Genomic DNA, 17,085 nt, shown 5'->3' with positions numbered 1-17,085 from the left:
ATTAGCACTATAAAAGTCGAGCGCTAATTATTTACTTTTCTGACCAATGCTGACTATTATAGAAAATGTAAAGCGTAACAAAGTAATTTGAAAGGGGTTATTGATTATGACTAATGATATGATGAACCGGAACGATGACTTGTTTAATCCAATGAATTTCTTCAATGAAGTTGGCAACTTGGGGCGTGACTTGTTTAACGGTAACGATAACCCAATGAAGACGGACGTGGTGGAACACGATCAGGACTACGTTGTCACCGCCGAAATGCCAGGCTTTAATAAGGAAGACATTCACGTTGACTACCGGGACGACACACTCCGGATCTCTGGGACCACTAAGACCAGTCAAGACACCAAGGACAACGACGGCCGGATCTTACGGCAGGAACGTTCAAGTCAAAACGTTGCCCGGGCCTTCTACCTGCCAAACATTGATTTGAAGCAGGTCAGTGCGAAGTATGATCAGGGCATCTTAACCCTGACCTTACCGAAGGAAACGGACAAAGATAATAACCACAAGATTAGCATCGACTAATGACCAAATTGATGCGGGGTGGCGATTTCCCATTGCGGGAAGTTGCCACCCTTTTTTGGTGTCACGGGTCCCGTTGGTAAAAAAATTTGACCAAATCAAAATAAAATTAAAAGTCATCTACCTTGTGAAAGACCGGGAGGCGGTTCGATCGTTGAGTTTTCACCCGAAAAGCGACTGAAACGCGATTACACCGGGGATCAACGACGATTTTGTCAGCGCAAAACTTACTTATTGAGAACAATCGAATTGATTATAGACGGTTTACCCTATAAGAAACGAAGTTAACCGGAAAACTTGGTTAAAAAAACGACTTAACTAATCGCGAAACGCTTGATATAAAGCGGTTTCAACGAATGCTTGCGAGACACGCCACCGAAAAAAATGACGTCCAAAATGGAAAAAACCGTTTAGTGTGTATTTTGGTTATTTTTAATTTGTTAGGAGAGCCGAAAATACACAATCTCCCGCGATAGCTGTTATAGAAGAATATTTACCGCAAAAACATTTAACGAAATTATCCACGCCCCCTAAAATGTGGTAATATAAAATTATCTATTGGAATAAATAAATTTTAGTATTTCTTAGGTCTTAAGGTTAATGGGGCGATTTCATGAAAGGTTTAGATCCAAAAAGGGCTTCCGAGCTGTTTCGGTCGAACAGCAAGAAGCACTTTAAGATGTACAAGGCAGGAACTAAATGGCTTGTGGCAGGGATCTCGACGCTGGGTGGCCTTCTCGGACTGGGAACCATTAATGGTTCTTCCGCTAAGGCGGATACCACGTCGGGGGCTGCACAACAAGTAGATTCTAAAGATGTCGCGGCGACGCAGGAATCTGGAACGATTCCGGCGACGTCCCAATCGACGTCGGCTTCCACCAGCACGACGACTAGTACCGAGACGACCAGTACCAGTACGGCTAGCGAGTCCACGACCAAGTCGACTGACGGGACCGGTGTGTCCACATCAACGACAGAAGCGTCGACGACTTCAACCAAGTCCACGACGACCGCCAGTGACGCGACTGAGCAAACCAGTACGACGAAGACTTCGACTCAGGGGACCAGTACGTCCAGCAAGGACACGACAGCAACGTCCACCGCGAGCGACACGACGACGGCCACCAGTACGACTAGTGAGGATGCGGCCTCCAATAGTACGACTGAAAATAGTAAGCTAACCAGCACTAGTTCTGACGGGACTAGTGCTTCTACGAGTACCACGGATACGGATACCGATACCAGTCTTGCGAGTGCCAGCCAGGTTGATCCCTCTACGGCGTCCGCGAATGCTTCGGCTAGTGCAGAGGCCAGTCTAGCTGAAGAACAACTGTACGTTGAGATGGACAACATCGAAGAAAATTACGGTGCGGCGACCCTTAGTTCGTTATTAGGAATCAGCCGGGCCGCGTCGATTATGCCGATGGCACTGTCTTTGGATACGGTGTCTAATCCGTTGTCGACACCAGAAACTTACACAGATGGAACAGCTTATAATTTAGGGGTAAGCAATGCTAAGACGGCACTGGAAACATATATTAATAACATCAAAATTGCCGGAGCAAATGTTGGAAATCTAGTATCGCCGGGGAGTATCACGACAGCGGTTAAACAAATTTCTGCACTCTTGAGTGCTTATACGGACGGTGATGGTTCGTTACAGAGTACTACCGGTTACGGTGCACCTACTTGGACAGATACACTGGGCGATTATCGAGGAAATAATACTAGCGCAAGTTTTTCCGGAGACCTTGCTCATTTAGATCTTTTTAAGAGCTATAACACTAAGGACTATAACCAAGGCTATTCAGATTATATTCGCGATTACGCCAAGGGTCTTCAGTCTTGGCTCGATGGAATTGATGGGAAATCCGGAGATCTCTCTACTGCAGAGGAAATGATTAATCAGAACTATTCGTCTACTGATCTGACAGGGAGTTCTGCCGGCGGGACAATCGCAACTTCAGTTAGTGCTTTGACAAATCTGGTTTTAACTGCTAAACCGACATACGCTCAGAGCGTTTTAGGCTATACCAGTGATTCTAGCAACTCGGCGAATGCTGATATTAGTGACACAATTGATGCTATCAATATTTATGCGCAGATATTGGCCCCATCGATCATTAACGGGATTACCCATGAAGCAATTGGGGATATTCGTTCCGTTGGTGGTAGTCTATACAAGGATTCGTATGCGCCTGACAATTTAAGCGATGCAGTTGCTTTAAATGGTAACTTACAATCAATGGTTAGTCTTTTGGGACTGACAGATGTCTTGAACACACCAATTTTGAAATCCATTTATACTGGGATTAAAGACAGCGCTTTGAATGCTATTGTAGCCAACTGGTCTATCGGAATGAACAACGCTATTACCGATATCATGTCGGGGTTTGTTTATGGGAATGTGCCTGATAGCCATGCTAAAGCAGGCAAGACCACTTACGCTAGTATTAGCGGTTTTTCCGTAACTAATCCAGGGGCTATCGCGGATACGTCAACCTCAACTGCCTTATCAACGGTAGTTCAGGCTGCTGCCTATGCTTGGGGACAAAAAGTTTTAGGTAATATTGCAACTATGGCGGATAATGATGCTCTATTGGGTAATCAGAAGACTACCACAGATGAAATTGTGAACCAATTAGTTGCGGATGGTAAGATTTCTCAAACCGAAGCGAACGAATTGGCTGGCGCAGGTCATTCATATTCGGGTAATACTTACACTCGAACTGGTACTGGGGCATTACAGGTTATCCAAGAAATGTATGATAACCAATACAAGACAGTTCAAGATGCAGTTAATGATTACATTGCTGATCCAACGGGTTATAAATTCAATACTAATAAAGATAAGACTAGTATTAACAACGATGGTCTAGAAAACTTTCCTGATGAAGATCTAGCACATACGTTTGTTTACAGTGGGTCTTATGAAAATACGATTACCGCGGCACCTAACATGACTTATGATAAAGTTCGGGAAACACTGAACGTTACGGATGCCCATTTCCGGGCAATGGTTGCGGCTGATAATGCAGTTCATGCAGCTATGAAGGGCGATTTGACAACCGATACTAATCCACTATCATTTAGTCAAATTACAAGTGTTAGTGCTGGGGGGTTGGGCGGATACTTACCGCAATTTATGGCGACAGTCAGTGGAACAGCCGGCACGGGAACCGAAACTATGGCAACCCAGGCTTTGACCGTTTCAAACACTAACGCACTCACTAACATTGCCCAACAAGTCTTTGTTTCAAGTTATGCAAAAGAATTGGCTTTAGCCGATAAGGCTTTCAATGCCGGGGCCGCACTGGCTGAGCAACAATATGAAAGCTCAACCGATGGGACAATTCCGACCGTAGATAACGCTGGTTCCTATGATGGATTAAATTATCAGAATGATGCAACCGGAACCGATACAGGGAGTCTCTTGAAGACGTCACTTTATGGGCAGGCTAACCCTGGCCGGGCCTTTACTGATGGCTATAATGCTAACCTGGTTCAAGTCACCATCACCACTAGTTCTAGCGATACCGGGTTCTCCAGTACTTCGATGGCCACGGCCGGTAAGACCGTTAACGTCTTATTGGGTGGGGATGCCCAGATTTACGCGCCAACCCCAGAAGCTGGGTGGAGTGTGTCTTCCACTAACCCAGTTTCCTTAAGTGACGTCACGACCGCGCAAACCATTAACTTTACTTATAAGAAGTCGGCCGCCTTTGAGTACACCGGCCTGACCGATCAAACAGCTAGCTACACGGGTACCAACGCCAGTGGCTTATTAAACAACGTCACGTTGACGCCAACTTGGAACGACGGGACGACGGGGACCAGTGTGACGCTGAATAGCGCCGGGTTCACGGTCGATAACGATGACAGTAAGGTAGGTAGCTACACGTACCACCTGACCGAAGCGGGTGCTGAGGCGTTGATTGCCGCTTTACAGGCCGGTCAAGGAACCAGTTACTTTACCAATCACGAACTGCCGAACGTCACGAGCCTGATGGCCATGACGGGAACCATCGAAATCAAGCAGACGGACAATGAGGATCTATTACCAAAGATCAACGCCCATGACCAGACAATCGTTGCGGGTCAAGGCTTTGTCTTGAACTTAGTTGACAGTGCCACCGATGCTCAGGGGCACTGGTTATCTACGACCTTAGTTAAGGCTGACCTTTCGAAAGTTAGCTTCAATACCGTCGGAACTTACGACGTACCGTTAAGCTTAACGGACCCAACTAGTAATCAAACGGTAACGACCACGGTCCACATTTACATCATTTCGCAAGAATCCTCCACTTCCGCTAGTCAATCGGCCAGTGAAGTTTCTCAGTCGCAATGGGAGAGTCAATCTACCAGCCAATCGGCTAGTGAACAATCCGTCAGCGACATTATTAACAGTTTATCTGAATCCGAGAAGAGTTTAAGCGACCGGTCGATCTCTGACGCCGACTCGCAAAACAGTCAGTCTGAAGAGGCGTCCGCTAGTGACGCTAGCTTGAGTGAACGGTCGATGTCGGATGCAAGTCTGAACTCAGTCTCCGTCACCTCTGAAGCCAGTGAAAGTGCTTCGAAGAGTACGGCGGCCGCCAGTCAATCAGCTTCCGAATCAGCCTCTGTCAGTGCTTCGGCGAGTGCGTCGACCAGCACCGTTCAGAGCCTCTCGGTTGCCAGTGAAACTTCCACTTCCATTAAAAATTCGCAGGATATTTCGGAGTCTGAGGCTAGTTTAAGTGAACAATCCGTCTCGAACTCCCTCTCAAACGCATCGTTAAGTGCTGAAGCTTCGGCGAGTGCGTCGACTTCGGCTTCGATTGCCATTGACAACTCCGAGGTTTCTCAAGCTCGGCAGAGTATGAGTGACGAATCGGTCAGCGTTATCTCCATGATCAGTGCCAGTCAACTTGGTAGTTTGTCACAAATTTCTGAATCCTTATCGGTTGCCTTATCGCAAGTCGTTTCTGCGGAACAGAGTGCTAGCTTAGCTTCGCAATCCCAGCTCATTGTGAACTCCCAGACGTCGGCCTCCATTGCCAGTCTGAGTGAACAGTCAATGTCTGACGAGAGTGCCAAGGATTCGTTGTCCGATCTGATTGTGTCGCAATCTATCGCCAACTCGAACTCCGTGGTTTCCGCTTCATTAGCAAGTATCAGTAACCGGGTGGACTCCGACAACAGTATCATGTCCGAGGTCAGCGTCTCCGAAAGTAACGCGGTGTCGCAGTCCGTGGCTAATAGCAACATGATGTCCGATATTTCGGAATCCGAAGCCTCGATGAGCCGGGTCTTGGCCAGTGAATCGACCAGCATTCTGGATGCCCACAATAGTGCGTTAGCCTCCATGAGTGCCGCTTCGGAACTCAATTCCGATTCCTTACTCAGCCTAAGTCAACAAATGAGCCAGGCCGCGAGTCAAGACGCCTCGTTGTCGGCTTCCTTAAATAGTCTGAGTGACCGGTCCGTTTCCGATGACAGCACCATTAAGATTGTCAGTGGCTCCTTGACCGACAGTCAAGTGACGGCCTCCGAGTCGGCTAGTGCTTCGGCAATTAAGTCGGCTTCTATCTCTACTAAGGTCAGCCAGTCGGCATCTCAGTCCATCGCGACCCAAGCGTCCGTTGCTTCCGAGTCCGCCAGTGTCAGCGCGTCGCAGTCACAAGATGTTTCGGCCGCCGTTTCCCAAGTTCTGAGCAACTTGAGTAACGCGTCCGCTTCGGATTCTAAGGTGGTTGCGTCCCTGACGTCGATGCAACAGTCGGCTAGTGAAAATGGCATTTCGGAAGACTCAACGCTGAGCTCCGTGGCTGATAGCCTGAGCTTGAAGTCGTTGAATAATACCAGCATTCAGGCTTCGGCTTCCACGGCGCAGACCAGTGAAGTCGATCAGAGCCTGAGCGTCTTGTCCGGTGAGATCAGCAACACCATGGCGTCCATCTCCGCTTCGGCGACGAGCACCAGTGCCTTCTCCGCCTCGATGACCAGTCTGTTGTCCGAAGTTTCCGTTTCCGAAAACAGCCTGAGCGATGCGTCGTTGAGTATCCTGTCGGCCAGCAACTCGGCTTCGGCCAACAGCTTGAATAGTCTTAACTCCGCGACGGTTAGTCAGAGTGAAGACACCGCGGCTTCCGAAGCCAGCTTGATGTCGCGTTCCGCCGATGATAGTCAGTCCTTGGCATCGATGGGGGACTCCCGGACGTCGTTACAAACGTCACAGAGTCAATCCGCGGATGCTTCGGCGGCCGTCTCGGCTTCCGAATCGCAAGTCGCCGCAGAGTCCTTGTCGGCGGCTAGTCAGGTTGCTTCCGCTGTGGCCAGTGAAAATGCTGCGTCCGTTTCGCAGGTGGTTTCCGCGATGGCTTCAGCTGAAACTAGTCTAAGCCAAGCTGCTGCCAGTGAATCACGAGTGATTTCCTTTGTGACGAGCATTAGTAATGACGGCAAGACCGGTGATTCCTTCTCGGAAAGCCAACAGAGTTTGAGTAATCAATCGGCTTCCGACGCGGCATTGGCCTCCGCCGTTGCCTCGGCTCAATTGAGCTTATCGAACGCCAGCCTGAGTGACCTGTCGCAAAGCGATGCCAGCTTAGTCTCGGCTGCCAGCGCTGCTTCGCTTAGTGCGAGTGAAGCTGTTAACTCGCTGGCTAGTCAAAACTCAGAATTGTCCCAATCTGAAGCCTCAATTAGTGCGCAATATGCGAGCCACGAGTCGATGAGTGCCGATTCTGAGAGTCAAAAGTCCGCCGAAGAATCCGCGGCCGCTTCGACCAGCCGTCTGGCGAGTCAAGAAGCTAGTCGTTCGGCTCAGGTTTCCTTCAGTGAAACCTCATTAAGTCAAATTTCACAAAGCAATTCGAATTCCACAATTAGCTTGAGCGACCAACAGTCCGCTATCGCTAGCCAGAGTGCTGACGTGAGCGTCTCGGTGGCCAGCTTGAGTGCACAGTCGTTGTCCGATATCAGTGTCTTGTCAGCGACATCGACGTCCCGGAATTCATTACAAACCTCGCAGAGTCAATCGGCCAGCAAGTCGGCCATCACGTCCGCGTCCGTATCGACGTCCGTGGCAACCAGCGAATCACTGGCTAGCCAAACGGCCTCCGTCAGTGCGTCGCAGAGTGCGTCCGACTCCGCTGATCAGTCCGAATCCGCAGTCTACTCGCTGAACAGTATCAGCCAGCGTTCTGAACAAGAAAGCAGCACGAGCAAGGCAGTGGTTTCCACGGAACAAAGTCTCAGCGTGGCCAGTGACTCATCTTACAATTCACAAATTAGTCGTTCTAACGCCAGTCTGAGTAACCTGGCTTCAGCTAATGCCAGTGAAGCTTCGGCCGTTAATTCGGCCGCAACCAGCGTCAGTGACGCCCAAGGGTCGGCTATGAGTCAACACTCCGAGTTGTCCGCTTCCGAAGCGTCCATGAGCGACGCCTCGTTCAGCCGGATGTCGCTGAGTCTGGATTCCCTGAGCAACCTGTCGCAGAGCGTTTCCGCCTCCGCTGACAGTACCAGTGACCGGTTAGTCAGCGATGCTAGTCAAAGTGAAAGCACCGCTTCCGCCCAGACGAGTTTGAGCGACCGGTCCGCTTCCGATAGCCAGGAACTTTCGGCTCACTCCACGTCGCGGAACGCGTCTCAGGACTCCGCGAGTGAATCCGCCGGCAACTCGGCCAGTGCGTCTGCCTCGACCTCGGCCGATGACAGCACTAGCCAGTCGATCATTGATCGGTCGGTCGCTGAATCACAGGCCCAGAGTGTCAGTGATGACGCTAGCGAATCTGCCGAGATTTCGGCTTCCACGGCTAGCCTGAGTCAGGCTGAACAGTCCGAGTCCCAAGTCTTATCCCAGGTCGCTTCGGCATCGATTAGCCTGAGTGCGGCCGGTGAAGACTCAACTTCGGCCATGGCGGCTAGCGACACCAGCTTGAGCGCCCAATCGGCGTCCGACGCGAGTGTCCAGTCCGAAATTTCCGTTTCGGCCATGAGCTTATCGAACCGGAGTTTGAGTAACCAATCGCAACAAATTCTGAGTGAACAATCCGTCCTTTCCGCTTCCGAGTCGGCAGCCGACAGTCAGGTTACGTCCTTATCGAACGCGGCCTCCGAAATTTTCGCTTCCGAAAACTCGATGAGCCTGACGTCCGCGACGACTTCGGCCAGTCAATCGGCTAGTCAAGCCAGTGCGGTTTCTGAGAGTCTGGAATCCTTGAGTAACGCTTCGCAAAGCCGTGCCGATTCGATGAACAGTGTCAGTGAGCACTCCACCGCCGTCGCCAGCGAAAGCCAAGTCAACTCCACTTCCGACCTGAGTCTGAGTGATCGGTCCGAATCCGATGCCAGTGTCGTCGCATCCACGTCCCGGACGTCCGAACAAACGTCGGCGAGTGAATCCGCGACGACTTCGGCCAGCGCTTCGGCCAGTGTTTCCGCTTCGCAGAGCACGAGCCAAGCCCACGAGAGTCAAGTCGCCAGTCAATCGGCCAGTGAAAGCGCGGACGAATCCACGTCCATTGCGACCTCGATCGCTGAATCGATGGCCAGCCTCAGTCAGAAGACTTCCTTGGAAACCAGCGTGCTTTCCGCCGTTAGTGCCAGTGAAGCCAGTCTGAGTTCCGCTAACGATTCGACCCACAACTCCGAAATCAGCGCCTCGGCAGCCAGCCTGAGTGAACAATCCCAGTCTGACGCCACCGAGTTATCCACGATTTCGGCTTCCGAACAAAGCCTGAGTGACGCAAGTGTCAGTGAACACATCGCTTCCGAAAACAGCGAGTTGTCCGCTATCACCAGTGCCGAAACCAGTGCGAGTGAATCGACGGCCAGCCTGCAGAGTCAATTATCCGAATTGTCGCAATCCGAGGCCTCGTTAAGTCAGGTCTCCGCCGCCAATTCCGCTTCGACCTCGGCCGTCACGTCCGCGGCAGCTTCCGCGGAACAGTCAGCCGAAGCGTCCGCTAAGGAATCGGCTGACGCCTCGTTAAGCTTGGACTCTCTGAGTCAGGTCTCCGCTAGCAACTCGGTTTCCACCACTAGTTTGAGTAACTTATCGACTTCGGCCGCGCACCAGAGTCAATCGGCTTCCGCTTCGGCGGCTAGCCTGAGTGACCGGTCTGTTTCCGATGCCAGCATCTTGTCGGCCAACTCGACGTCCCGGACGCCATCGGCCGCTAGTCAAAGTACCTCGGCGAGTGAATCTGCCGTTGCTTCGGCCAGTGATTCCGCTGATCAAAGTACGACGGCCGCCAGTGCAAGTGAGTCCGCGGCTACTTCAGCGAGTGACTCCGCAAGCGTTTCGGCGAGTGAGTCAGCAACGGTTTCGCAAGCCATCGATAGCCTGAGCCAAGTCACGTCGGCCATCAGCAGTGAGTTATCCGCCGCTAGTGGTGCCGTGGACAGCGAAAGTGCTGCCAGCCTGGCTTCGTTATCTCAGAGTAACGCCAGCGACTTATCGGCCGTTTCACAATCGCAACTCAGCGCTTCGAATGATAGCCTGAGTCAGCTGCTGAACTCCGTGAACAGCCAAGTCTCTGAGAACTCGGCTTCCGCGGCGAGTGTGAGTGACGCGATTGTGTCGACCAGTGCCGCTATTTCTGAAATTGAACAATCCGAAGCCTCGATGAGTCAGGTTTCTCTGAGCCAGATTTCGGCCAGTGAAGCCTCGACCAGTGAGGTGTCGTTGAGTAATGCTTCCTTGACCGCCAGTGAGAGCACCGTGATTGCCAGTGGCGCCAGCCAAAGTGCCGACGTTTCTGCGTCGGTCGCCAGCTTGAACTCCCGGTCGGTCGCCGATGACAGCTTGTTGTCCGACAACTCCATGTCCCGGACAATCTCGCAAGCCAGTCAAAGCGCCTCGGGCAGTGCGTCCGCTGAGCTTTCCGCTTCCACGGCAAGTGAAGCTAGTGATGCATCGGCCAAGGCCAGTGAATCGGCCTCTGCTTCAGCACAAACTAGTGCTGAGATTTCGGCTTCCCAAGTCGCTTCGATCTCCGAATCTGACGCCAGTGTTAGTGCCAAGTCCGCCGCAGAAGCTAGTCTGAGTGACGCCATCGCGTCCGCAGAACAGAGCTTAAGCGATGCGCACGACTCGTCTTACGATTCGCAAATCAGTGAGTCGAACGCCAGCTTAAGTGCCCAATCCGTCTCCGATGCCAACGAGCAATCGATGATGTCCACTTCGGCGCAAAGCTTGAGTGACGCGAGTCTGAGTCAAATCGTCGCTTCGACCGCTAGTCAGGTGGCTAGTGTCAGTGATGCTTCGGCCAGTGTCAGCGACGCCGTTCAATCGGCCCAGAGCCTGGCCTCCGAAGTTTCACAATCCGAAGCCTCGATGAGTCACGCGTCGTTGAGTCAGCTTTCCGCCAGTGAAAACTCGCTTAGCGTTCTGTCGGCATCTAACTCGGCTTCGGCCAACAGTTTGAGTCAACAAATCGCCAGTGGTAACAGCCAGAGTGCCGATCAATCCGCTTCAGCGGCTAGTCTGAACTCGCGGTCCACTGCCGATGACAGTTTATTATCCGACAATTCCATGTCCAGAACGGCTTCGCAAGCCAGTCAAAGTGCTTCGGGTAGTGCATCCGCTGAGCTTTCTGCTTCTACGGCGAGTGAAGCCAGTGACGCCTCGGCTGAGGCCAGTGCCTCGGCTGTTACGTCAGCACAAACCAGTGCTGAGATTTCGGCCTCTCAAGCCGCTTCGATCTCCGAATCTGACGCCAGTGTCAGTGCCAAGTCCGCTTCTGAAGCCAGTCTGAGTGACGCCATCGCGTCCGCGGAACAGAGCTTAAGCGATGCGCACGACTCGTCTTACGATTCGCAAATTAGTGAGTCGAACGCTAGCCTGAGTGCCCAATCCGTCTCCGACGCCAACGAACAATCGATGATGTCGGCTTCTGATCAAAGCGCAAGTAACGCTAGTCTCAGCCAAGTTTCTAACTCGATTGCTAGTCAGCTGTCCGCAGTCAGTGCTTCCGATGCCAGTGTCAGTGAGACCTCGCAAGCCTTGAACAGTCAGGCTTCCGAACTGAGTCAGTCCGAAGCCTCGATGAGCGATGCTTCGCTGAGCCTGATCTCCGCCAGTGAGGCTTCCCTGAGTGACGTCGCCAGTGCTGCGGCGTCCACGTCGGCTAGCCTGAGCGAACAAGCTCAATCGATCGCCAGTCAAAGTGCTGCGGCTTCGGCCTCAGTTGCCAGTCTGAGTGACCGGTCGGCTAGTGATGCCAGTGTTTGGAATGACAACTCCACCTCCCGGACGGTTTCGCAGGCGAGTCAAAGCACCTCGGCCAGCGTCTCGGCGAGTGCTTCTGCTTCCGATTCCGTCGCTACCAGCGTTGCGAATGCTAGTGCGAGCGAGTCCGCCACGGTTTCGGCCGCAGCGAGTGCTGAGGTTTCGGCTTCGCAAGCTGCTTCGTTATCCGATGCCGATATGAGTCTGAGCCAGAAGTCTACGGACCTGGCCAGTCAAAGTGAGTCCTTGGCTTCGCTGGAACAGAGTATCAGTGATGCCTCGACTTCTGAATACGATTCGCAAATCAGTCAAAGTAACGCCAGTCTCAGTGACCTTTCGGCTTCCAATGTCAGTGAGGTTTCGGCGATTTCCGAATCAGCCCTGAGCCTGAGTAATGCCAGTGTCAGTGCTCACCAGAGTCAACTTGACAGTCAGGCTTCGGCCAACAGTCAAGCCTCGGCGAGTGTGAGTCAGACGGTTGCTTCCGCGGCGAGTCAAGCGTCCGAGTTCTCCACGAGCGAAGCCTCGATGAGTGGGGCGTCTCTGAGTCGCATCTCCGCTAGTGAAGCCTCCTTAAGTGATCAATCAGCTTCCAACTCGGTTTCCGCAAACAGCGTCAGTCAGGTCTCCGAATCGTTAGCAAGCCAGAATTCATTAGCGTCCGCATCTGCCGCTAGTCTGAGCGAACGGTCAGCTAGTGATGCCAGCGTGGCGGCTTCCACGTCCCGGACTGAATCCGCGGCCAGTGCTTCGGCTTCGGCCAGCGAATCCGCGACGGTTTCGGCTTCTGATTCTGCCGACGCCAGTGCTAGTCGCTCCGATGCCGAACAATCGGCTTCCGAGTCGGCCAGTCAAAGTGCTGTTGATTCGGCTGAGGTTTCCGCATCGACATCCGCTTCGGATGCCAGTGTCAGTGCCAAGTCCGTCTCTGAAGCTAGTCTGAGCGAATCCATCGCTTCGTTGGAACACAGCTTAAGTGCGGCGTCCAACTCCGATTACAATTCTCAACTCAGCGAAAGTGCCGCGAGCCTGAGTAATCAATCCGTTTCCGACGCCAACGAGCAATCGATGATGTCCGAATCCGAATTGAGTGCCTCGAACGCCAGCCTGAGCAACGCTTCTGTTTCGACGGCCAGCCAGTTATCTGAAATGAGTCAATCGGATGCCAGTGCTAGTGTCGCTTCCGAGTCTGTCGCCAGTCAGTTGTCGGCGGCCTCGACTTCCGAAGCCTCATTGAGTCAGGTTTCCTTAAGTGAAATTTCGGCCAGTGAAGCCTCGTTGAGTGCCCAGTCGATCAGTAACGTCGATTCCGCTAATAGTTTGAGTGAGTACTCCGAAAGCGTCGCGAGTCAGAACTCCGCAACTTCCGAGTCGGCCGCGAGCCTGAGCGCACATTCATTGTCGAATGATAGTATCCTGTCGGCGAACTCGACGTCGCGGACCTCAACGCAGACCAGCCAAAGCGAATCGGCCGACAACTCGGCTAGCGTTTCGGCTTCTGAATCGGCTAGTGCCAGTGCCAGTCGCTCCGATGCTGAACAATCGGCTTCCGAGTCGGCCAGTCAAAGTGCTGCTGATTCGGCTGAGGTCTCTGCATCGACGTCCGCTTCGGATGCCAGTGTCAGTGCCAAGTCCGTCTCTGAAGCTAGTCTGAGTGAATCCATCGCTTCGTTGGAACACAGCTTAAGTGCGGCGTCCAACTCCGATTACAATTCTCAACTCAGCGAAAGTGCCGCGAGCCTGAGCAACCAATCCGTTTCCGACGCCAACGAGCAATCGATGATGTCCGAATCCGAATTGAGTGCTTCGAATGCTAGCCTGAACAGCTTATCCGCTTCGGCGGCCAGCCAGGTTTCTGCGATGAGTGCTTCTGAAGCCAGTCAAAGTGCGGCTTCCGAATCTCTGAACAGTCAGTTATCCGAATTATCGCAATCCGAAGCCTCGATGAGTGACACGTCCAATAGCTTTGCTTCCGAGAGTCAAGCTTCGGCAGTTGCCTCAGCGAATGCCTCAACCAGCCTCATTGCCAGTCAATTATCCAACGTCTCCGAGAGCGAAGCCTCCCTGAGTCAACAATCGCAAAGCATTGCTAAGTCCGAAGCCAGCTTGACCAGTCAGCTGGAGAGTCAGGCGAGTCAGAGTGCGAGTGCGGCGGCTTCGACGGCCAGTGTCAGTGACCGGTCGGTTTCCGACGCCAGCGTCTTGTCGGCCAACTCGACATCGCGGACTTCAACCGCCGCGAGCCAGAGTGCCTCGGCGAGTGAGTCGGCGATCGCTTCCGCCGATGATTCGGCCAAGGCCAGTGCTAGTCGGTCGGAGGTCGTTCAATCGGCTTCTGAATCGGCCGATACCAGCGCGGCAATTTCCGCGAGTGACTCGGCTTCCATCTCCGTTTCTGACGCCAGTGTCAGCGACAAGTCGGCTTCCATCGCCAGTCAAAGTGAGTCCTTGGCTTCGCTGGAACAGAGTATCAGCGATGCCTCGACTTCCGAGTACGATTCACAGATCAGTCAAAGTAACGCTAGCCTGAGCGACCTATCAGTTTCTAACGCGTCTGAACAATCGATGATCTCTGAATCCGAACAGAGCATGAGTAACGCTAGTGTCAGCGAGCACCTGAACTCCGTCACCAGCCAACTGAACTCGGTCAGTGAGGCCGAGACCAGCCTGAGTGCGGCCAGTCAGTCCGCCGATAGTCAACTCTCTGAAGTTAGCCAATCCGAAGCCTCCATGAGTGATTACTCCGTCAGTGAAGCTTCGAAGAGCACGGCATCCGCCGTTCAATCCGCGGCTGATTCGGCTTCCGTTTCGGCTTCTGATTCCGCTACCGTTTCGACGTCGGATCGTTCCTTGAGTGAGTTGTCTGCAAGCAACTCGGCTTCGGCCAACAGTGTCAGCGCGGATCAGTCCCTGCAGGCTAGTCAAAGTGAAAGCTTAGCGGCTTCCACGGCCAGTCTGAGTGAACGGTCGGTCTCCGACGCCAGCGTCTTGTCGGCGAACTCGACGTCGCGAACTTCCACGGCGGCCAGTCAAAGTGCCTCAGCCAGTGAATCGGCGACGGTCTCCGCGGCTGATTCGGCTAAGGCCAGTGCCAGTGAATCGACGGCTAGTCAATCGGCTTCTACATCGGCCGACACCAGTGCGACGATTTCTGCCAGTGACTCGGCTTCCATCTCCGTTTCCGATGCCAGTGTCAGCGACAAGTCCACGATCGAAGCCAGTCAAAGCGAGTCGTTGGCTTCGCTGGAACAGAGTATCAGCGATGCCTCGACTTCTGAATACGATTCACAGATCAGTCAGAGCAACGCTAGCCTGAGTCAACTCTCGGCTTCTAACGCGTCCGAACAGTCTGTGATTTCCGCATCTGAACAAAGTCTTTCCAATGAAAGCTTGAGTCAACTGTCCGCTTCGACGGCCAGTCAGCTTTCTGATAACAATGCCTCGACGGCCAGCCTGAGCGAAGCCGTGAACTCGCAAGGGAGTCGCTACTCCGAAATGTCGGCTTCCGAAGCCTCGATGAGCGACTTGTCGGTCAGCCTGGTTTCCGTCAGTGATGCCTCCTTGAGTAACGCATCAATCAGCAATAACACGTCCGCTGCCAGCCTGAGTGAACAGGTGGCCAGCGGCGCTAGTCAAAGTGCGGAAGCATCGGCCTCCGCCGCTAGCCTGAGTGAGCGTTCCGCTACCGATGAGAGCCGTTTGTCGGCCAACTCCACGGACCGGACCTCTACGGCGGCTAGCCAAAGTGCGTCGGCGTCGACTTCGGCGAGTGTTTCGGCTTCCGTAGCCACGTCGCAAAGTGACGCTTCGCAGGTCGCCAGTCAATCGGCTGCCGACTCCGCAAGCGATAGCGCGATCGTTTCGGCCAGTCAGTCGGCGTCAATCTCCGAATCTGATGCCAGTGTCAGTGACAAGTCCACGATCGAAGCTAGTCAAAGCGAGTCCTTGGCTTCGCTGGAGAACAGTATCAGCGATGCCTCGACCTCTGAATACGATTCACAGATCAGTGCTTCTAACGATAGCCTGAGCGTTGTTTCGGCTTCGGACGCCAGTGAACAATCGATGATGTCTGTTTCCGAGATCAGTGCCTCTAACGCTAGCCTGAGTGACCACTTGGCTTCCGCAGCCAGCGAAGCCTCGGCAGCTTCCAAATCGCTGGTCAGCGCTAGTGACGCATCGACGTCCATCGCCAGTCAGCTTTCCGAAGTGAGTCAGTCTGAAGCTTCGATGAGTGTCACATCCCAGAGCTTCGCGTCAATGAGCCTGGAATCGTTGAGTCAACTGTCAGCAAGTAATTCCGCTTCCACGAACAGCTTGAATTCACAGATTGTGAGTGGCGCTAGTCAGAGCGCGGTAGCTTCTGCCTCCGCCGCCAGTCTGAGTGACCGGTCGGTTTCCGATGCCAGTGCCGCAGCTTCTACGTCACGGACCACGGCGCAAACGTCGGCTAGTCAATCGGCCAGCGAATCCGCCATGACGTCCAGCTCCGTGGCAAACTCGAACAGTGTCACGTCCGCGACGGCCAGTCAATCGGCTAGCCAGTCGGCCAGTGTCAGTGCTAGCGTTTCGACTAGTCAATGGGATTCCGTCACAGCTTCTCTGAACAGCCTCAGCGAGGTTTCTGAGAGTGAAGCTAGCCAAAGCGATGCCTTGACATCGCTAGAAAATAGCTTGAGTGCCGCTTCCAACTCTGAATACAATTCAGAGTTAAGTGAGAGTGCCGCTAGTCTGAGTGCGTCACAAGTCGAAGCCAGTCAGCAATCGCTGATCTCTGCTTCGCAGCTGAGTCTCTCTAACGCCAGCCTGAGCGCCCAATCGAATTCATTAGCTAGTCAGCAGTCCGCGGTCAGTGCTTCCAATGATAGCCTGAGTGCCGCTTCCGAAGCGGTTGCCAGTCAATTGTCTGAAGCCTCGGTCTCCGAAGCTTCCTTGAGTGACATCTCGACCAGCTTGGCTTCGATGAGTACGGCTTCGGCCAGTGCCTCCGCGAGTGTGTCGGCTTCGACTTCGGCCAAGGTTTCCGCCGCCGTTTCTCAAGCGCTGGATTCCCTTGAGCGTCTTGTCGGCATCTAACTCGGCTTCGGCCAACAGCGTCCAGCGCCGACTTGTCGGCACAGGCTAGTCAAAGTGCCAGTGTTTCGTTGTCAACTGCCAGTCTGAGTGAACGGTCCTTATCCGACGTCAGTCTCTTGTCGGCCAACTCCGCTTCTCGAACCTCTACGGCGGCTAGCCAAAGTGCTTCCGCGTCGACCTCCGCACAAGCTTCGGCCAGTGAATCGACCGTCGCTAGTGTCAGTCGCTCCACGGCGATCGTTTCGGCGAGTGCCTCGGC

General features: G+C 53.2%; 3 protein-coding genes. All 3 read left to right on the top strand.

Features of this window, described 5'->3' with window-relative positions:
* Positions 1-106: 106 nt before the first annotated feature.
* A complete protein-coding gene (locus RI501_RS00015) occupies positions 107-535 on the top strand; it encodes an Hsp20/alpha crystallin family protein (RefSeq protein ID WP_313819765.1) in 429 nt (142 codons plus the stop codon).
* Positions 536-1,145: 610 nt separating this feature from the next.
* A complete protein-coding gene (locus RI501_RS00010; protein WP_313819764.1) occupies positions 1,146-16,826 on the top strand; it encodes a KxYKxGKxW signal peptide domain-containing protein in 15,681 nt (5,226 codons plus the stop codon).
* A gap of 32 nt (positions 16,827-16,858) precedes the next feature.
* Positions 16,859-17,085: hypothetical protein (locus tag RI501_RS00005; protein WP_313819763.1), on the top strand; the 227-nt coding region annotated here is incomplete at its 3' end.

It is taken from the genome of Levilactobacillus zymae, assembly GCF_032190635.1.
Lineage (GTDB): Bacteria > Bacillota > Bacilli > Lactobacillales > Lactobacillaceae > Levilactobacillus > Levilactobacillus zymae_A.
This window is presented reverse-complemented; position numbering and strand designations above follow the sequence as displayed.